The sequence below is a fragment of the Streptomyces sp. NBC_00234 genome (genome assembly GCF_036195325.1).
Taxonomy (GTDB): Bacteria; Actinomycetota; Actinomycetes; order Streptomycetales; family Streptomycetaceae; genus Streptomyces.
In genome coordinates, this window is record NZ_CP108101.1 from 2742334 (window position 1) to 2760118 (window position 17785).

Annotated in this window: 15 protein-coding genes; 9 read left to right on the forward strand and 6 right to left on the reverse strand. The window is 70.9% G+C overall.

Going from position 1 to position 17785, the window contains the following annotated elements:
* Window positions 1-30 precede the first annotated feature (30 nt).
* Window positions 31-519, reverse strand: coding sequence for a ribose-5-phosphate isomerase (locus OG230_RS11980; RefSeq protein ID WP_328910160.1), 489 nt, complete (start codon window positions 517-519; stop codon window positions 31-33).
* 237 nt (window positions 520-756) lie between these two features.
* Between OG230_RS11980 and OG230_RS11985 the strand changes: the two genes are divergently transcribed.
* Window positions 757-2223, forward strand: coding sequence for an amino acid permease (locus OG230_RS11985; protein WP_328910161.1), 1467 nt, complete (start codon window positions 757-759; stop codon window positions 2221-2223).
* 394 nt (window positions 2224-2617) lie between these two features.
* Here the strand turns inward: OG230_RS11985 and OG230_RS11990 are convergent, their stop codons facing one another.
* Window positions 2618-3211, reverse strand: a complete 594-nt coding sequence (locus tag OG230_RS11990) for a biotin transporter BioY (RefSeq protein WP_328910162.1) — start codon at window positions 3209-3211, stop codon at window positions 2618-2620.
* A gap of 266 nt (window positions 3212-3477) precedes the next feature.
* On the opposite strand from OG230_RS11990, the gene OG230_RS11995 reads away from it, so the two are divergent.
* The 4 genes from OG230_RS11995 (at window position 3478) to OG230_RS12010 (ending at window position 8592) form a co-directional block, all read left to right on the forward strand.
* Complete coding sequence (locus OG230_RS11995; protein WP_328910163.1) at window positions 3478-4893, forward strand: amino acid permease; 1416 nt, start codon at window positions 3478-3480, stop codon at window positions 4891-4893.
* A 119-nt stretch (window positions 4894-5012) separates the two neighbouring features.
* Entirely contained in the window at window positions 5013-6437 is a 1425-nt protein-coding gene (locus tag OG230_RS12000) for an amino acid permease (RefSeq protein ID WP_328910164.1), read from the forward strand.
* Window positions 6438-6566: 129 nt separating this feature from the next.
* Window positions 6567-7628, forward strand: coding sequence for a glycerophosphodiester phosphodiesterase family protein (locus OG230_RS12005; RefSeq protein WP_328910165.1), 1062 nt, complete (start codon window positions 6567-6569; stop codon window positions 7626-7628).
* Between the two features lie 319 nt (window positions 7629-7947).
* Window positions 7948-8592: a CatB-related O-acetyltransferase gene (locus OG230_RS12010; protein ID WP_328910166.1), complete on the forward strand. Its 645-nt coding sequence runs from the start codon at window positions 7948-7950 to the stop codon at window positions 8590-8592.
* 54 nt (window positions 8593-8646) lie between these two features.
* Here the strand turns inward: OG230_RS12010 and OG230_RS12015 are convergent, their stop codons facing one another.
* Both OG230_RS12015 and OG230_RS12020 read right to left on the reverse strand, forming a co-directional pair.
* The gene (locus OG230_RS12015) at window positions 8647-9069 is read right to left on the reverse strand and encodes an RNHCP domain-containing protein (protein ID WP_328910167.1); all 423 of its coding nucleotides are present in this window, start codon (window positions 9067-9069) and stop codon (window positions 8647-8649) included.
* Window positions 9070-9108: 39 nt separating this feature from the next.
* Window positions 9109-9510 carry an RNHCP domain-containing protein gene (locus OG230_RS12020; protein WP_443051538.1) on the reverse strand — a complete coding sequence of 134 codons (402 nt, stop codon included), beginning with the start codon at window positions 9508-9510 and terminating at the stop codon, window positions 9109-9111.
* A gap of 358 nt (window positions 9511-9868) precedes the next feature.
* On the opposite strand from OG230_RS12020, the gene OG230_RS12025 reads away from it, so the two are divergent.
* Window positions 9869-10429, forward strand: coding sequence for an AAA family ATPase (locus OG230_RS12025; protein WP_328910168.1), 561 nt, complete (start codon window positions 9869-9871; stop codon window positions 10427-10429).
* Between the two features lie 45 nt (window positions 10430-10474).
* Here OG230_RS12025 and OG230_RS12030 read toward each other — a convergent pair whose 3' ends face one another.
* Window positions 10475-11449, reverse strand: coding sequence for an ArsR/SmtB family transcription factor (locus OG230_RS12030; RefSeq protein ID WP_328910169.1), 975 nt, complete (start codon window positions 11447-11449; stop codon window positions 10475-10477).
* A gap of 59 nt (window positions 11450-11508) precedes the next feature.
* Between OG230_RS12030 and OG230_RS12035 the strand changes: the two genes are divergently transcribed.
* Window positions 11509-12705, forward strand: coding sequence for an MFS transporter (locus OG230_RS12035; protein ID WP_328910170.1), 1197 nt, complete (start codon window positions 11509-11511; stop codon window positions 12703-12705).
* A 48-nt stretch (window positions 12706-12753) separates the two neighbouring features.
* Here the strand turns inward: OG230_RS12035 and OG230_RS12040 are convergent, their stop codons facing one another.
* Window positions 12754-13404, reverse strand: a complete 651-nt coding sequence (locus OG230_RS12040) for a mycothiol-dependent nitroreductase Rv2466c family protein (RefSeq protein ID WP_328910171.1) — start codon at window positions 13402-13404, stop codon at window positions 12754-12756.
* Window positions 13405-13534: 130 nt separating this feature from the next.
* On the opposite strand from OG230_RS12040, the gene pepN reads away from it, so the two are divergent.
* Together pepN and OG230_RS12050 are read left to right on the forward strand one after the other, a co-directional pair.
* Window positions 13535-16123 (forward strand): aminopeptidase N, encoded by a 2589-nt coding sequence (gene pepN, locus OG230_RS12045; protein ID WP_328910172.1) that lies wholly within the window; start codon window positions 13535-13537, stop codon window positions 16121-16123.
* Between the two features lie 606 nt (window positions 16124-16729).
* A complete protein-coding gene (locus tag OG230_RS12050) occupies window positions 16730-17761 on the forward strand; it encodes a hypothetical protein (RefSeq protein ID WP_328910173.1) in 1032 nt (343 codons plus the stop codon).
* Window positions 17762-17785 lie beyond the last annotated feature (24 nt).

Genomic DNA, 17785 nt, shown 5'->3' on the forward strand with positions numbered 1-17785 from the left:
GGCGGCACGGTGGGGCGGGTGCGGGCTTGCTCAGCCCTGCTGCGGGTGGTGCGCCGGGATCGGGGGGAGTTCGCCGGTCGTCTCGTACGCCGAGAGCATCTCGATGCGGCGGGTGTGACGCTCCTCACCCGAGTAAGGGGTGTTGAGGAAGATCTCGACGAACTTGGTGGACTCCTCCACCGAGTGCATCCGGCCGCCGATGGCCACCACGTTGGCGTCGTTGTGCTCGCGGCCGAGGGCGGCGGTCTGCTCGCTCCAGGCGAGCGCGGCGCGGACGCCCTTGACCTTGTTCGCGGCGATCTGCTCGCCGTTGCCGGAACCGCCGATGACGATGCCCAGGCCGTCCGGGTCCGCTGCCGCCTTCTCCGCGGCGCGGAGGCAGAACGGCGGGTAGTCGTCCTGGGCGTCATAGATGTGGGGACCACAGTCGACGGCCTCGTGGCCATGGGCCGTCAGCCACTCGACGAGGTGGTTCTTGAGTTCGTAGCCGGCATGGTCGGAGCCGAGGTACACGCGCATGTTCCGAGTGTGGCACGAACATCAGGGGGTAACCGTCAGCGGGGTCGGGGCGCCCGGGCCCGTTCCCGGACGGTGTGCGCAACACCACATGGGCAACGATCCGGTGAACGAAATGGAAGAGGGGGTTCCTATTCCGGTACCTCCCGGGCTTGAATGCGTGACTTGCCGCCGCATCACCCCCACACCCCCACCGCGGCAACGCCCACGAGGCGATCAGAAAACGTAAGGACTCGATCCATGACGTCGCAGACGACTCTGGTGCAGCCGGGCGACCAGCCCGGAACGCCGGAAAGCCCCGGTTCGCCGGACGGACTTCAGGCCGGACTCAAGAACCGTCATCTCTCGATGATCGCGATCGGAGGTGTCATCGGCGCCGGCCTCTTCGTGGGTTCGAGCGCCGGTATCGCCGCCGCCGGCCCGGCCATCCTCCTGTCGTACGCCCTGGTCGGCCTGATGGTCGTGTTCGTCATGCGGATGCTGGGCGAGATGGCCGTCGCCCGCCCGAGCTCCGGCTCCTTCTCCGCCTATGCCGACCGGGCCCTGGGCCGCTGGGCCGGCTTCTCGATCGGCTGGCTGTACTGGTTCTTCTGGGTCGTGGTGCTCGCCGTCGAGGCGACCGCCGGCGCGAAGATCCTCGAAGGCTGGATCCCCGGCGTACCGCAGTGGGCCTGGGCGCTCATCGTGATGGTGGTGCTGACGGCCACGAACCTGGTCTCGGTCGGCTCGTACGGCGAGTTCGAGTTCTGGTTCGCCGGGATCAAGGTCGTCGCGATCGGCGCCTTCGTCGTCGTCGGCTTCCTCGCCGTCTTCGGCTTCCTGCCGGGTTCGGACAACCCGGGGTCGGGAATCTCCCATCTCACCGACAGCGGCGGGTTCTTCCCCGAAGGGCCGGGGGCCATCCTCACCGGTGTGCTGATGGTCGTCTTCTCCTTCATGGGCAGCGAGATCGTGACCCTGGCGGCTGGTGAGTCCGAGGACCCGCAGCGCGCCGTCTCGAAGGCCACCAACAGCGTCATCTGGCGTATCGCCATCTTCTACCTCGGTTCGATCTTCGTCGTCCTGACGCTGCTGCCGTGGAACGACCCGTCGATCGTCGAGGAGGGCTCGTACGTCGCGGCGCTCAACTCCATCGGCATCCCGCACGCCGGCCAGGTCATGGACGTCATCGTGCTGACCGCGGTGCTGTCCTGCCTCAACTCGGGCCTCTACACGGCCTCGCGGATGGGCTTCTCGCTCGGACAGCGCGGCGACGCGCCGAAGTCGTTCGCCCGGGTGAACAAGCGCGGTGTGCCCACGGCGGCCATCCTGTCCTCCGTGGTCTTCGGCTTCGTGGCCGTCTTCTTCAACTACCAGTGGCCCGACACCGTCTTCGCGTTCCTGCTGAACTCCTCCGGTGCGGTCGCCCTGTTCGTCTGGCTCGTCATCTGCTTCACCCAGCTGCGGATGCGCGGCATCATCCTGCGCGAGTCGCCGGAGAAGCTGATCGTACGGATGTGGCTCTTCCCGTACCTGACCTGGGCGACGATCGCGATGATCTCGTTCGTGCTGGTCTACATGCTGACCGACGACGCCGGGCGCGAGCAGGTCGTGCTCTCGCTCCTGGTGGCGGCGCTGGTGGTGGCCATCTCGCTGGTACGCGAGTTCCGCGGCCGGAAGCCGGGTGCGGGCCAGGGTGTCGAGAACACCGTGGACTCCGTCAAGTAGCGGTCGGTTGCCCGGCGGACGACATGCCGGGCACACCCGAAAGGCTCTCCCTTCGCACGCCACGAGCGAGCGAACGGAGAGCCTTTCCGTGTGTGGTGCCCTCTTGCGCCCCGGCGGCCACGGAGGCGCGGCGGAGACGGCCGGTACGGCTCGTGCCCGCTCCAGGAGATACCCGTACGTCGGACAGCCCCCGTCGTTCACGGCGTACGGGCCCGACGGCGACGGCGTACGGGACCGATGGCGACGGCGTACGGGCCCGATGGCGACGGTGCGCGTGCCCGATCTCGACCGTGCGCCTGTACGACGGCTTCCGAGGGCCGCGGACATGCGAGAGGCCCGCCGGTCTGTGTCGCGTGGCGACCCGGCGAGCCTCTTCGGGGTGGGGCGTACGGCGTCAGCCGCGACGCCCGATGAGCTTCCAGGACGCGGGCAGGGCGCCCATGGCCAGGGCCGCCTTCAAGGCGTCACCGATCAGGAAGGGCGTCAGGCCGAGCGCGACGGCCGAGCTCATCGACATCCCGGTGGAGAGCGCCAGGTACGGCACGCCGACCGCGTAGATGATGACGGAGCCGACCACCATCGTGCCCGCGGTGCGCAGCACGGAACGGTCGCCGCCGCGGCGGGCCAGGCCGCCGACCACGGTGGCGGCGAGCAGCATGCCCAGCACGTAGCCGAACGAGGCGCCGCCCGCTCCGGAGGTGCCGCCGGCGAACCACGGCATGCCGGCCATGCCGATCACCGCGTACACCGCGAGGGAGAGGAAGCCGCGGCGGGCGCCCAGCGCCGTGCCGACGAGAAGCGCGGCGAAGGTCTGGCCGGTGACGGGGACCGGGGAGCCGGGGACCGGGACGGCGATCTGGGCCGCGATGCCGGTGAGGGCGGCGCCGCCCATGACCAGGGCCGTGTCGACGGCGTAGCGGTGCCGGGCCGCGGGCAGCAGGTCGGCGAGGACCGCTCCGGAGCGGATGGGGGCGGCGGCAAGACTCATCGGAACTCCGCAGGTGAGGGCATCAGGACAGGTGGGGACAGACTGAGGCTGACGTTAGCCGACGGGTTAACGCTCGATCACCATCAGCCGCCCACAAAGCGGTGGTTGGGGAATTGGTGGGGTTCGGACAAAGAGCGGAACGCAATCACGTCCTGGCGTGATGCTCGTCACTGAGGTGAACGGGGGGCTGGGCCTTTTGCCGGGGCCGGTCTCGGGGCGTGAGACTGTAGGTTCCCCATAAATGATCCGAGAGTGACCCGCACCCCATGCACGACTCCTCCCCCACTCCGCAGTCCGAGCCGCTGGCCCACGGTCTGAAGCAGCGCCATCTGACGATGCTCGGCCTGGGCGGGGTGATCGGTGCCGGGCTGTTCGTCGGTTCCGGCGCCGGGATCGCGGTCGCGGGCCCCGCCATCGTCGTCTCGTACCTGATCGCGGGCGCGCTCGCGATGCTGGTGATGCGGATGCTCGGCGAGATGTCCTCGGCGATGCCCGCGTCCGGCTCCTTCTCCGTCCACGCGGAGCGGGCGCTGGGCCGCTGGGCCGGCTTCAGCGCGGGCTGGCTGTACTGGTTCCTGCTGGTGGTGGTGCTCGCCGTGGAGGCGACGGCCGCCGCGCAGATCGCCCATGGCTGGGTACCCGCCGTGGAGCCGTGGGCCTGGGTACTGGTCTTCATGGTGGTGTTCACCGCGGCCAACCTGACGGCGGTGAAGAACTTCGGCGAGTTCGAGTTCTGGTTCGCCGCACTCAAGGTCTCCGCGATCGTGGCCTTCCTGGTGCTCGGACTGCTGGCCGTCTTCGGGGTGCTCCCGGACACCGATCCGGTCGGGCTGACCAACCTCACCGGGCAGGGCGGCTTCCTGCCGAACGGCTGGGACGGGGTGGTCTCCGGCGTACTGACCGTGGTCTTCGCCTTCGGGGGCCTGGAGGTGGTCACCATCGCGGCGGCCGAGACCGACGATCCGGCGCGGGCGGTGGGCCGGGCGGTGCGCAGCGCGGTGGTGCGCATCCTCTTCTTCTACGTCGGTTCGATGCTGGTGATCGTGACCGTGCTGCCGTGGACCGCGCAGCAGGCGGGGCTCAGCCCGTACGTGAAGGTCCTGGACGCGATCGGGGTGCCGTCCGCCGGGCAGATCATGAACATCGTGGTCTTCGTGGCGCTGCTCTCCGCGCTCAACGCCAATCTCTACGGCTCGTCCCGGATGATCTTCTCGCTGGCCGAGCGGGGCGAGGCGCCGCGCGGGCTGCTGAAGGTGTCCGGCAGCGGCCGGGACGGAGGCGTGCCGCGACGGGCGGTGCTGGCCTCGGTCGCCTTCGGCTTCGTCTCCGTCCTGCTCAATCTCCGGTGGCCCGACTCCGTCTTCCTCTACATGCTCAACTCGGTCGGCGCGGTCCTGCTGTTCGTCTGGGCGCTGATCGCGGCGTCCCAGCTGCGGCTGCGCGCCCGGATCGAACGCGAGGCGCCCGGGGCGCTGACCCTGAAGATGTGGTGCTTCCCGTATCTGACCTGGCTGACGCTGGCGGGACTGCTCGGTGTGCTGGTGCTGATGCTGACCGATGACACGGCGCGCCCTCAGGTGCTGTGGTCGGCCGGGGCGACGGGGCTGGTGCTGCTGGTCGCGGTGGGGCGGGAGTTCAGGGACCGCCGAGCTGTCGGCAGGGGGGTATCGGCTCATAAGTAGCCACGTGTGCACCTTGTGTGAGCCTCGTGACCGTATAGCGGACAGCCGTTCCCTGTCGGCGGGGTGCGTGCACAGACTGTGGGCTCTCCCCCGTCTCGGCTACTGAACAGAGCTTGTCCATGTCCCGGACCTCCGCGCCTCCCCCCACCGTCGGCTCGACCTCCCCGTCCTCCGACACCGTCACGGTCGACTCCGCGCTCACCCACGGACTCAAGCAGCGCCATCTGTCGATGATCGCCCTCGGCGGCGTCATCGGCGCCGGGCTGTTCGTCGGCTCCGGCGCCGGGATCGCGGCTGCCGGTCCCTCGATCGTCATCGCCTACGGCATCTCCGGACTGCTCGTCATGTTCGTGATGCGCATGCTCGGTGAGATGTCCGCCGCGAATCCGGCCTCCGGCTCCTTCTCCGTCCACGCGGAGCGTGCGATCGGCCCCTGGGCGGGCTTCACCGCCGGGTGGGCGTTCTGGGTCCTGCTCTGCGTCGCCGTGGGCCTGGAGGGCATCGGAGCCGCGAAGATCGTCACCGGCTGGCTGCCCGGGACTCCCGAGTGGGCCTGGGTCGCGCTGTTCATGGTGATGTTCCTCGGCACGAACCTGGCCGCCGTGAAGAAGTTCGGCGAGTTCGAGTTCTGGTTCGCGGCGCTGAAGGTGATCGCCATCACCCTCTTCCTCGTCCTCGGCGTGCTGGCGATCCTCGGTGTGCTGCCCGGCACGGACGCCCCCGGCACCTCCAACCTGACGGGTGACGGCGGCTTCCTGCCGAACGGCGCCGACGGCTTCATCATCGGGCTGCTCGCCTCCGTCTTCGCGTACGGCGGTCTGGAGACCGTCACCATCGCGGCGGCCGAGTCGGAGAACCCGGTGCAGGGTGTCGCCAAGGCCGTACGGACGGCCATGTGGCGGATCGCGCTGTTCTACGTCGGCTCGATGGCGGTCATCGTCACCCTCGTCCCGTGGGACGACCCGAAGGTCGCCGAAGTCGGCCCGTTCTACGCGGCCCTGGACCACCTCGGCATCAGCGGCGCCGCGGAGATCATGAACGTGGTCATCCTGATCGCGCTGCTCTCCGCGATGAACGCCAACATCTACGGCGCTTCGCGCATGGCCTGCTCGCTGGTGGCCCGCGGCCAGGGCCCGAAGCGGCTCGGCAAGGTCACGTCCGGTGTGCCGCGCACGGCGGTCCTGGTCTCCTCCGTCTTCGGCTTCCTGTGCGTGCTGCTCAGCTACTGGCGGCCCGACGACATCTTCCCGTGGCTGCTCAACATGATCGGGGCGGTGATCCTGGTGGTGTGGATCTTCATCGCGGTCTCGCAGCTGATCCTGCGCGGTCGGATGGAGCGGGAGGCTCCGGAGAAGCTGGTCGTGCGGATGTGGCTGTTCCCGGTGGGGACGATCGTGGCGCTGGCCGCCATGGCCGGGATCTTCCTGCTGATGCTGCGGCAGCCCGACACACGGGACCAGCTGCTGGCCACCGGTGCGCTGACGCTGGTGCTGGCCGCGATCGGCCTGGTGCGGCAGCGGAAGGCCGCCGGGGCCGCCCGGTAGCCGTTCCGTACGGGGCGGGGCGGCCGACTCCGCCCGCCCCGCCCGTACATGAGGACGCAGGACTGCGTCCTCCGAGCCGTAACCCGCCGTCGCTTATGTGGTTCCTCCGTCCCACGCGAGGAGTTCCGCATGAACCACGCCCCGAGACGCCGCTCGATACTCCTGGCCACGGCCGCCGCGACGGCCGCCGCGGCGAGCCCCGCCGTCGCCTCCGCCACGGGGAGGTCCGCCCACCGGCCCGACGGCCCCCTGGTCATCGGCCACCGCGGCGCGGCAGGCTGGCGCCCCGAGCACACGGCCGCCGCTTACACCTTCGGGGTACGGGCCGGGGCCGACTGGATCGAGCCGGACCTCGTGCCGACGAAGGACCATGTCCTGGTCGTGCGCCACGAGAACGAGATCTCGGGCACCACCGATGTCGCCGGACACCCGGAGTTCGCCGGCCGCCGCACCACGAAGACGGTCGACGGCCGGGCGGTCACCGGCTGGTTCACCGAGGACTTCACGCTCGCCGAGCTGAAGACCCTTCGGGCGGTGGAGCGGCTGCCGCTGGTCCGCAACCGCAACACCGTCTTCGACGGCCGCCAGGAGATCATGACCTTCCAGGAGGTCGTCGACCTGGCCCGCGCCCTGTCGAAGGAGCACGGCCGCCGGATCGCGGTCTTCCCGGAGACCAAGCACCCCACGTACTTCCGGTCGATCGGTCTGCCGCTGGAGCCGGAACTGATCCGCGTCATCCGCCGCAACCGGCTGGGCCCGCGCGAGTGCGTCGTCCAGTCCTTCGAACCGTCGAGCCTGCACCAGGTGGCCGCCGCCCGGCTCGGCCTGCCGCTCTGGCAGGCGCTCGGCACGAGCGGCGGACCGTACGGCCACGCGGTCACCTACCAGGAGATGATGACGCCCGCCGGGCTGCGCGAGATCGCGCGTTACGCGGACTGGATCGGCCCGGACAAGTCCTCGCTGGTCCCGCCGCTCACCCTGCTGGCGGACGCGCACGCGGCGGGGCTGAAGGTCGGCGCGTACACCTTCCGTGCGGAGAACCAGTACCTGCCGGCGCAGTACCGCCGGGGCTCCGTGCCGACCGAGTTCGGTGACGCGTTCGCCGAGTACGCCTTCCACTACGCGCAGGGCGTGGACGCCGTCGTGACGGACTTCCCGGACATCGCCGCGAGTGCGCGGGACACCCCCTAGGGAGTGTCCGCAAAGTATCGTCGTCCACCCGAAGGGTGGGGCCGGCGGTGTCTGGTGCGTGCTCTCGCAAGGCGCCGGAGTGCCCTTGTAGCGGAGCTACTCGGGCATTTCGGCAACGCCGCGAGAGTGCGTGCCAGACGCCGCCGGCCAGACGAGACTTTGCGGACACGACCTAGGGGTCACCCCGAAGGAACAACGGGCCCCGCGAGGACGTGACTCGCGGGGTCCTTCCATGCCGTGCCCGCCGGGTCGGTCGGACCGACGACTGCGAGGATGGGAGGTCCGGACACCCCGTCACACCCCTTCGGAGGCAGTGCGCATGAGCCCCGTCCCGGCCGATCCCACGGTTCTGCACCCTATGCCAGGCCAGCCACGGGTGGTGCAGCTGAAGCCGCTCGTGACCTCTCCGCTGATCGAGGTCGGGGAGTACTCGTACTACGACGACCCGGACGACGCGACCGGCTTCGAGGCCCGCAACGTGCTGTACCACTACGGCCCGGAGAGGCTCGTCATCGGGAAGTTCTGCGCGATCGGCACCGGGGTGCGGTTCATCATGAACGGCGCCAACCACCGTATGGACGGCCCCTCCACGTTCCCGTTCCCCACCATGGGCGGTTCCTGGGCCGACCACTTCGACCTGCTGACCGGGCTGCCCGGCCGGGGCGACACCGTCGTCGGCAACGATGTCTGGTTCGGGTACGACACCATGGTGATGCCCGGCGTACGGATCGGGCACGGGGCCATCATCGGCTCCGGCTCGGTGGTCGTCTCGGACGTCCCGGACTACGGCATCGTCGGCGGCAACCCCGCCAAGCTGATCCGTACCCGCTACGAGGACAAGGACATCGCCCGTCTGCTCGCCGTCGCCTGGTGGGACTGGCCCGCCGAGCACATCACGGAGCACGTGCGCACGATCATGTCCGGCAGCATCGACGAGCTGGAGAAGGCCGCGCCCGGCGCGTGAGCGGGCCGGGCGCCCGGCCACCTCCCGAGGGGGGGGTGGCCGGGCACCGCCGTGTCACAGAGCGAGCAGCGCTCGCACGGGGACACGGGTGTCCGCCAGAGGGCGTACGGCCATCCGCATCAGCGCCAGGGCGTTGTCGTCCCCCGCGATGCGGTTGGCACTGAGCTCGCCGCAGCTCAGGCAGTGGTGGATGATCGCCCACTCCCCGTCCTGCCGTACGGACAGGCTCAGTGCCGTCATGCGCCCGCCGCAGTCGGCGGCCCGGTCCCCCGGTATCCGCCGGTCGACGTGCCGGCTGCTCAGGCAGTGCGGGCAGTGGTTGCGATGGCCGGTGCCCGGCGCGACCAGAGGTACGTCGAGCCGGCAGCCGACACAACGGAACGCGTCGCCGCCGGCACCGCCCGGGCCGTGCAGCACGTCCTTCACCCGCTGCGGCCTGCGCCGCGACTGCTGTGGACGTGGTTTACGTCGCGGCACGACCGGCCCCCCGTCCCTTCATCGGTCGTCGTGGCCGGTTCACAGGTCACCGAACACTTCGAGCGGGAAAGGCGGTTGAGCCAGCGGACGCACGGCCATCCGCATCAGGATCAACTGGTTGTCGTCGCCGCAGACCGGGTTCGAGGTCAGTTCGTCGCAGCGCGTGCAGCGGTGGATGACCCTCCAGTCGCCGGTGCGCAGCACCGCGATCGAGATGGGGCTCATCCGGCCACCGCACTCGGACGGGCCGCCGTCGACATGGTCGACGAGGTGCTGCGAGTACAGACAGCTGGGGCAGTGGTTACGGCGGCTGCCGTCGGGCGCGAGCGCGGTGACGGTCAGGCCGCAGCGCAGGCAGACGAAGGTCTCGGTTCTCAGGAAGGCGCCTGCGCCGTGGGCGGAGGGCTTGGTACTGCGGTGCTGGGGGTTGTCGTCGGACACCCGGATACTCCTTGCCGAAGGTGAGTGAAGCAGCAGGGAAGTACCGAGCAGCCCTCGGGGAGCTCCGGATGGGGGCACGTACCGGTCGGGCGTACTGATGCAGCAGTACGGATCAGGGAACGTGCGTCAGCGAGTCGATGCAGCGAGCGTGCGCGTGCGGACAGGTCCGGTGGCTCCGGCGTCCCTGGGGACGCGGCGAGGGAGGCTCGGGACAACTGACCTGGGCATACATCAACTGCTTTCCAGGGCGCGGGCCCATAGGTCGCCGACGGTCGACACGGAGGTGGTCGAGGTGCGAGCACCGTAACAACGCGTGCGGACTGCATCCACCGATTTAAGGTGCTCTACCCTCCCCCGTATGCCTTTCGATTCGCTCTCCATCGACCGGGAGCCCGCCGCCGGAGCCGTCCTGCTGTCCGGAATCCCCGGAAGCGGCAAGTCCACAGTGGCCGCTGCGCTGGCCGCCCGACTCCGGACGTCCGCGCACATCGATGTGGACGACCTTCAGGAGATGATCGTCAGCGGCGGAGCATGGCCGTCGGCGACGGGGAACGAGGAGGCCGACCGGCAGATCCTCCTGCGGGCCCGCAACGCCTGTCTGCTGGCGGACAGTTTCGTGGCGGCGGGCTTCGTCCCGGTGCTCGCCGATGTGGTGGTCCGCCGCTCCCACCTCGACTTCTACCGCGCGACGCTGAGGGCCAAGACGTTCCACGTGGTCTTCCTGGCCCCCGGCCCCGCGGTCGCGTGGCGGCGCAACCAGGAGCGGGACAAGGTCCTGACCACGGACTGGACGTTCCTGGACGAGGCGATGCGCGAGGAGCTCGGCGCTTCGGGGACGTGGATCGACAACTCGGGGCAGACGGTGGAGGAGACGGTCGACGCCGTCCTCGCCGCGACCGGCCTGACGCCGGCGCTCTGACCCACCCGCCGGACCCGCCCGCCGTGCCGTCGAACGGCCCGCCCCTCAGCCGTGCCGCTGGGCCTCGACGAGCACGTCGCCGGCCTCCGTACGGTAGTAGAGCACCGACCGTCCGGCCCGTCGCCGCCCGGCCAGGCCCGCGTCGAGCAGGACCTTCAGATGGCGGCCCACCGAACCCAGCCCCTGGCCGGTCAGCGCCACCAGCTGGGTGGTGCTCTTCGGGGTGGCGATGAGGACCAGGACTCCCGCCCGGCCCGCCCCGAGCAGACGCCCCAGGCTGTCGGGCACCAGAACCCGTCCTGCGTCCGACAGCACGCCCGAGCAGGGATGGACCACGGCGTAGCGTCGCGCGGCCTCGTCCCAGGACACCCAGCCCTGGCGGTGCGTGACGGGCACGAACAGCAGTTGTACGTCGGCGAGTTCACGCGGCGGGTAGTCGCGCGCGTTGACCTGGAGCCGGCTCTCCCCCAGCCAGCGCATCCCCGGCGCCATGTCGTCCACCACGCCGGCCCAGCCGCGCCGGCTCAGCTGCCCGGCCCGCGCCACGATGTCCGCTTCGATGATCCGGCGGCGGCGCGGCCAGTCGGGCAGCACGGCCCGCTGCCAGACCCACTCCAGTACACCGGCCGCCCGCTCCGGCAGATCCGGACGGTGCAGGAGCTCCGGGAGCGGACCGCCCCACGACACCTCCAGGTCCGCGCGGGCGGCCTCGGGCGGGGTCTCGCGGACACGCGCCAGCTCACGGGCGAAGTCGGGGTCGCCCTCGCCGGTCGGGGTGGGCGTGAAGAAGTCCGCGTTCCAGGTTCCGCCCAGCGCGACCCGCACGAGCAGCCCCGTGACCGGGTCCTGTTCCATGCGGCGGCGGTAGGCGGGCCGGTGCGCGTCGAACCAGGCGCGTTCGCTCGGGTTCGCCGCCGTGCCCACCTCCAGTGCCTGAAGGGTCGCGGTGGCCTCGGTCAGCGGCGATACGAGGAATCTGCTGCTCGCCAAGGTGTCCGCGTTGACCTGCCACCAGCCCATGGTTTCGCCTCCGCGCGAAACAATAACGTCCGTGCGGAAGCGGCCCCGAGACTCCCGGCATGCTCACCTACCGGGAACTGTTCCGGGTGCCGCAGTTCGGCCCCCTCTTCGCGACCGGTGCTCTGCAGGCCGCCGGTTCGACCATGAGCGGGCTGGCCCTGGGCACCCTCGTCTACGCCGCGACCGGCTCTCCGCTGCTGGCCGCGCTCTCCATGTTCGGCTCCTCGCTCGCCCAGGTGGTCGGGGCGACCGTGCTGATGTCGGCGGCCGACCGGCTGCCGCCGCGCGCCGCGCTGAGCGGGATGGCTCTCGCCTTCGGCCTCACGACCGCCGTCCTGGCCGTCCCCGGACTCCCCCTGCCCGCGGTCTTCGCCGTCGTCCTGAGCCAGGGAGCGGTCGCCGCCGTGGGCGGCGGGGTGCGGTACGGCCTGCTCAACGAGATCCTGCCCAAGGACGGCTATCTGCTGGGACGTTCGGTGCTCAACATGTGCACCGGGACGATGCAGGTCGGTGGATACGCGGTCGGGGGCGTCCTGCTGACCTCGCTGTCGCCGCGCGGCACCCTGCTCGTCGCCGCCGCCCTGTATCTGGCGGGCTCGGCCGTCGCCCGGTTCGGCCTCGCCCGCCGCGCGCCGCGCGCCACCGGACGGGCGTCCGCGAGGGAGACCTGGCGGATCAACGCGGAACTGTGGTCCGCCCGTCCCCGCCGGTACCTCTACCTCGCGCTCTGGGTGCCCAACGGTCTGGTCGTCGGCTGCGAGTCGCTCTTCGTGCCGTACTCCCCCGGGCACGCGGGCCTGCTCTTCGCCTTCGCGGCGTTCGGGATGCTCGTCGGGGACACGGTGGCCGGCCGGTTCCTGCCGCCAGGGTGGCGTGCCCGGCTGACCACGCCGGCGCAGCTGCTCCTGGCCGCTCCCTACTTGCTCTTCGTCCTGCGGCCGGACCTGCCCCTCGCGGTGTTCCTGGTCGCGCTCGCCTCGGTCGGGTTCGCGGCGAGCCTGCTGCTCCAGGAGCGGCTCATGGCCCTGACCCCGGGTGCGATGACCGGGCAGGCGCTCGGTCTGCACACCTCGGGGATGCTCACCACACAGGGGCTCGCCGCCGCCCTCGCGGGCGCGATCGCCCAGCAGACCTCGGCGGCGACCGCGATGACGGTGATGGCGGTGGCCTCCGTGGCGGTCACGCTCGCCCTGGCGCCCGGACTGCGTCCAGGGACCGGGCAGGCTGTCCCGGACCGGGTGGAGGCCGGGGCATGAGAAGGGGCGGGCCCCGGACCGTGTCCGGAGCCCGCCCCTCGCGCACGGTCAGTCGAAGATCGGGCCCTGCGTCCGGGTCCGCTTGATCTCGTAGAAGCCGGGGATCGACGCCACCATCAGCGTGCCGTCCCACAGCTTCGCCGCGTCCTCGCCCTTCGGGGCGGGAGTCACGACCGGGCCGAAGAAGGCGATCTGCTCGCCGTCGGCACCCGGCACGGCGATGACCGGTGTGCCGACCTCCTGGCCGACCTTGTCGATGCCCTCCTTGTGGGAGGCGCGCAGTTCGGTGTCGTAGGCGTCGGAGTCCGCGTACGCCGCCAGCTCGACCGGGAGGCCGATGTCCTCGAGCGCCTCCGCGACGGCCTGGCGCGTGGGGCCCTCGCCCTTGTTGTGGAAGCGGTTGCCGAGCGCCGTGTACAGGGGGCCGACGACCTCGTCGCCGTGCTTCTGCTGGGCGGCGACGACGACCCGGACCGGGCCCCACGCCTTGTTCTCCAGAAGGTCGCGGTACTCGTCCGGCAGCTGGTCCAGCTTGTCCTCGTTGAGAACGGCCAGGCTCATCACGTGCCAGCGGACCTCGACGTCGCGGACCTTCTCCACCTCCAGCATCCAGCGGGAGGTCATCCACGCCCAGGGGCAGAGCGGGTCGAACCAGAAGTCGACCGGAGTCCTGCCGTTCGCCGTGCTGTTCTCAGACATGTCTCTCCTCAGAAGGGCCCGTCCTCTGAGCGTCAGAACGCCGCCGGGCCACCCCTCCATTCCCGGATACCGGCGCCGGATCGGGCATGCGAGGATCAAAGCCGTTCGAACGAGACACAAAGGAGTGCCCGTGCCCGGTGAAAACCTGTCCCGCGACGAGGCCCATGAGCGGGCCGAGCTGCTGACCGTCGACGGTTACGAGGTCGCCCTCGACCTGCGTTCCGCCGTCGGTGAGCCCGACGGGGACGAAGGGGAGGCCGGCCCGCGCACCTTCCGCTCGCAGACCACGATCCGGTTCCGGGCCGCACGTGCGGGAGCGTCCACCTTCGCCGATCTGCTGGCGCCGAGCGTGAGCGCGGTGACGCTGAACGGGAAGCCGCTGGACCCGGCGGTCGTCTTCGACGGGGCCCGGGTGACGCTCGACGACCTCGCCGAGGGCGAGAACGTCCTGGTGGTCGACGCGCAGTGCGCGTACAGCCGGACCGGCGAGGGAATGCACCGGTTCGTCGACCCGGAGGACGGCGAGGTCTACCTCTACACCCAGTACGAGCCGGCCGACGCCCGGCGGGTCTTCGCGAACTTCGAGCAGCCCGACCTCAAGGCACCCTTCCGCTTCGAGGTCACGGCCCCCGCCGACTGGACGGTCCGGAGCAACGGCGCCGAGGAGTCCCGCGACGGCGAGGTGCGGCGCTTCGCCGAGACGAAGCCGATCTCCACGTACATCACGGCGGTCGTGGCCGGTCCGTACCACTACGAGACCGACCTCTACACGAGGGTGTTCGACGACGGCTCGACGCTGGAGATCCCGCTCGGCGCGATGTGCCGCAAGGGCCTCGCCCGCCACTTCGACGCGGACGACATCTTCCTCATCACCAAGCAGGGCCTGGACTTCTTCCACGACACCTTCGACTACCCGTACCCGTTCGGGAAGTACGACCAGGCGTTCGTGCCCGAGTACAACATCGGCGCGATGGAGAACCCGGGCTGCGTCACGTTCCGCGAGGAGTACATCTACCGCGGCAAGGTGACGTCGGCGTCGTACGAGCGCCGGGCCAACGTCATCCTGCACGAGATGGCGCACATGTGGTTCGGCGACCTGGTCACCATGCAGTGGTGGGACGACCTCTGGCTGAAGGAGTCCTTCGCCGACTTCATGGGCTCGTTCTCCCAGGTGGAGGCGACCCGCTTCACCAACGGCTGGGTCACCTTCGCCAACAACCGCAAGGCGTGGGCCTACCGCGCCGACCAGCTGCCGTCCACACACCCGGTCACGGCCGACATCCGCGACCTGGAGGACGCCAAGCTCAACTTCGACGGCATCACGTACGCCAAGGGCGCCTCGGTGCTGAAGCAGCTGGTGGCGTACGTCGGACGGGACGCGTTCCTCGAAGGCGTCCGGCGCTACTTCAAGCGCCACGCGTACGGCAACACGCAGCTCGGCGACCTGCTCTCCGTGCTCGCCGAGACGTCCGGGCGCGACATGACGGTCTGGTCGCGCGCGTGGCTGCAGACGGCGGGCGTCAACGTGCTCACGCCGGACGTGACCTACGACGTGGCCGGGCGGATCACCGAACTGGCCGTCCTCCAGGACGCCGCCGCCTCCCACCCCGAGCTGCGCCCGCACCGGATCGCGGTGGGCCTCTACCGGCACGACACCGAGGGCGCGCTCGTCAGGTACGCCCGCGCCGAGGTGGACGTCGCCGGTCCGCGCACGGTCGTCGAGGAGCTGGCCGGGGCGGAGCAGCCCGCGCTGATCCTGGTCAACGACGACGACCTGACGTACTGCAAGGTCCGCTTCGACGCGGGCTCGCTCGCCACCCTGCGCGCCCACCTCGGTGACATCACCGACCCCCTGGCACGGGCAGTGTGCTGGTCGGCCCTGTGGAACCTGACGCGGGACGGGCTGATGCCGGCCCGCGACTTCATCGCCCTGGTGCTGGCCTTCTCCGGCCGCGAGTCGGACATCGGCGTGCTCCAGATGCTGCACAACTGGACGCAGTCGGCGCTCGTGCACTACGTCGCGCCCGGGTGGCGCGAGGACGGTGGCCGGGCGCTGGCCGAGGGCGCGCTGCGTGAGCTGCGCGACGCGGAGCCGGGCAGCCAGCACCAGCTGACCTGGGCGCGGTTCTTCGCGTCCGTCGCCTCGTCGGACACCGACTTCCAGTTGCTGTCCGGGCTGCTCGACGGTTCGGCGCACATCGACGGGCTGGACGTCGACCAGGAGCTGCGCTGGGCGTTCCTGTCGCCGCTGGCCTCGCACGGGCTGGCCGACGAGTCGGTCATCGACGCCGAACTGGCGCGCGACGACACGGCGTCGGGCAAGCGGCACCAGGTGCGGTGCCTGGCCTCGCGTCCCTCGGCGGCCGTCAAGGCGCAGGCGTGGGCGGCGGTCGTGGAGTCGGACAAGCTGTCCAACGCGCTGGTCACGGCGACGATTTCGGGCTTCGTGCAGTCCTCGCAGCGGGAGCTGCTGGCGCCGTACGCGGGCGCGTACTTCGACGCGATCGAGCGGGTGTGGGCCGAGCGGTCGATCCAGATCGGCATGGACGTGGTGTCGGGGCTGTTCCCCGGACTCCAGGACAGCCCGGAGACGCTGGCGGCCACGGACGCGTGGCTGGCCTCGCACGCGGATGCGGCTCCGGCCCTGCGGCGGCTGGTGCTGGAGGCGCGGGACGATCTGGCGCGGGCGTTGCGCGGCCAGGAGTGCGACGCGGCGTGAGCCGGGTCGTGTGACCTGGGTTCCGTCCTCAAGCGCCGGACGGGCTGGGTTTGTTGCCCCGGTCCCGGGTTGCCCGTTCGGGGTGGTCCGGGGCCCCTCCGGAGTGTCTCCTCGGGCAACGAACGTTCGGCGGGAACGGATGCGTACCCGGGTATCCGTTCGTCACCCTGCGGGGACCCTCCTGCACGGCCCCGGACCGGCCGGAGGGTCCCTGCGGGCCGTGCCACCGGGGTGCAGATGACCGCGATACGTGGGTGGGGCCGTGCAGGAGGGTCCCCGCAGGGGCGGGCGTACGACCCGGGTTCGTTCGCTCCGTACCCGGGTGCCACGCCCGTCCCGAGGAGACACTCCGGAGGGGCCCCACCCAACCCACCACCGCTCAGGTGGACAACCCGGGCACCCGCCCCACCCAACCCACCACCGCTCAGACGGTGGGCCGGGTGCGCGATGGTCGTACACACACACGGACGGCCACCGCACGATTTCCGGCGCGACGGGTCTTTTCGGCAGTCGAACTCCCGTACTTTAGGACGGCGTTGTCCTGGATTGTCGACGGCCGTGTAACAGGGGTTAGGGCACCCTGGGCGGGCGGGAACCCCCCGGGGCATGACGCAGAACACGCCCCTCTCCCTCAGCCCCCTCCTCCGCGCGCCCGACGTGAAGTCCGTCGCGCAGTTGCGGGCGCGCGGCGTGTCCGCCGCACAGACCGCCGCACAGTGCCTGCCCGGCGGGCCGTGGCAGCAACTGCTGCCCGGGGTCTACCTCCTGCACCCGGGTCCGCCCACCGGCGAGGAGCGGCTGCACGGCGCCCTGCTGTACGCCGGGCGACCGCCCGCGTCCGCGCGGCGTCCGGTGCCCGCGCCGGCGGGGCCCGGGTACGGGGAGGCCATGGTGACCGGGATGGCCGCGCTCACGCTGTACGGGTTCTCCGCCGCGCCGACGCTCGTCTCCCTGCACCGGATCGACGTGCTGGTGCCCCGTACCCGACGGCTGCGCTCGACCCGGTACGTGCAGGTGGTGCGGGGCTCCGGGCTGCCCAGGCCCGTACAGGCGGCCGGGGTGCCGGTGGCCCCCGTGGAGCGGGCCCTCGCGGATGCCGTCGCCGGGATCACGGACGGTTCCGTGGCGCGCCTGCTGCTGACGGAGGCGGTCCGGGGCGGGCACTGCGAACCGGCGGCGGTGGTGCGGGAGCTGAGCGGCGCCAAGCTGCTGGGCCGGGACCACGTGAAGGAGGCGGTCGACTCCCTGCTCGCCGAGGGCCGGGCGATCGCGGAGAGCCGGCTGTACGAGATGGTCCGCGCGTACGCGCTGCCGGACCCGCTGTGGAACGTGGACCTGCGCCTGCCGGGCGGCCCCCGTCTGGGCGGGGTGGACGCGTACTGGCCCGAGCAGGCCGTGGCCGTCGCGATCGACACCCGTCCGCCCGGGGGCGAGGGGCGCCCGGAGGACCGTGAGGCGCAGTGGTCCGCATACGCCGCGGAACGGGACCATCTGGAACGGCTCGGGGTCACCGTCGTCCACGTCACCCCGAAGAAGCTGCGCGAGACCTTGGAGCAGCAGGCGACGGTGGTGCGCACGGCGCTGATGGCGGCGAACGACCGCGAACCGGCCGCGTACGTGGTGATCCTGCCTCGGTGAGGCCACCTTTGGACCCATTCGTCC

What these genes read in the sequence shown, in the direction of transcription:
- OG230_RS11990 (WP_328910162.1), bottom strand. Translation starts at nt 3,211, where the DNA reads ATGAGTCTTGCCGCCGCCCCCATCCGCTCCGGAGCGGTCCTCGCCGAC.
- OG230_RS12005 (WP_328910165.1), top strand. Translation starts at nt 6,567, where the DNA reads ATGAACCACGCCCCGAGACGCCGCTCGATACTCCTGGCCACGGCCGCC.
- OG230_RS12025 (WP_328910168.1), top strand. Translation starts at nt 9,869, where the DNA reads ATGCCTTTCGATTCGCTCTCCATCGACCGGGAGCCCGCCGCCGGAGCC.
- OG230_RS12030 (WP_328910169.1), bottom strand. Translation starts at nt 11,449, where the DNA reads ATGGGCTGGTGGCAGGTCAACGCGGACACCTTGGCGAGCAGCAGATTC.
- OG230_RS12040 (WP_328910171.1), bottom strand. Translation starts at nt 13,404, where the DNA reads ATGTCTGAGAACAGCACGGCGAACGGCAGGACTCCGGTCGACTTCTGG.
- OG230_RS12000 (WP_328910164.1), top strand. Translation starts at nt 5,013, where the DNA reads ATGTCCCGGACCTCCGCGCCTCCCCCCACCGTCGGCTCGACCTCCCCG.
- OG230_RS11980 (WP_328910160.1), bottom strand. Translation starts at nt 519, where the DNA reads ATGCGCGTGTACCTCGGCTCCGACCATGCCGGCTACGAACTCAAGAAC.
- OG230_RS12010 (WP_328910166.1), top strand. Translation starts at nt 7,948, where the DNA reads ATGAGCCCCGTCCCGGCCGATCCCACGGTTCTGCACCCTATGCCAGGC.
- OG230_RS12035 (WP_328910170.1), top strand. Translation starts at nt 11,509, where the DNA reads ATGCTCACCTACCGGGAACTGTTCCGGGTGCCGCAGTTCGGCCCCCTC.
- OG230_RS11995 (WP_328910163.1), top strand. Translation starts at nt 3,478, where the DNA reads ATGCACGACTCCTCCCCCACTCCGCAGTCCGAGCCGCTGGCCCACGGT.
- OG230_RS11985 (WP_328910161.1), top strand. Translation starts at nt 757, where the DNA reads ATGACGTCGCAGACGACTCTGGTGCAGCCGGGCGACCAGCCCGGAACG.
- OG230_RS12050 (WP_328910173.1), top strand. Translation starts at nt 16,730, where the DNA reads ATGACGCAGAACACGCCCCTCTCCCTCAGCCCCCTCCTCCGCGCGCCC.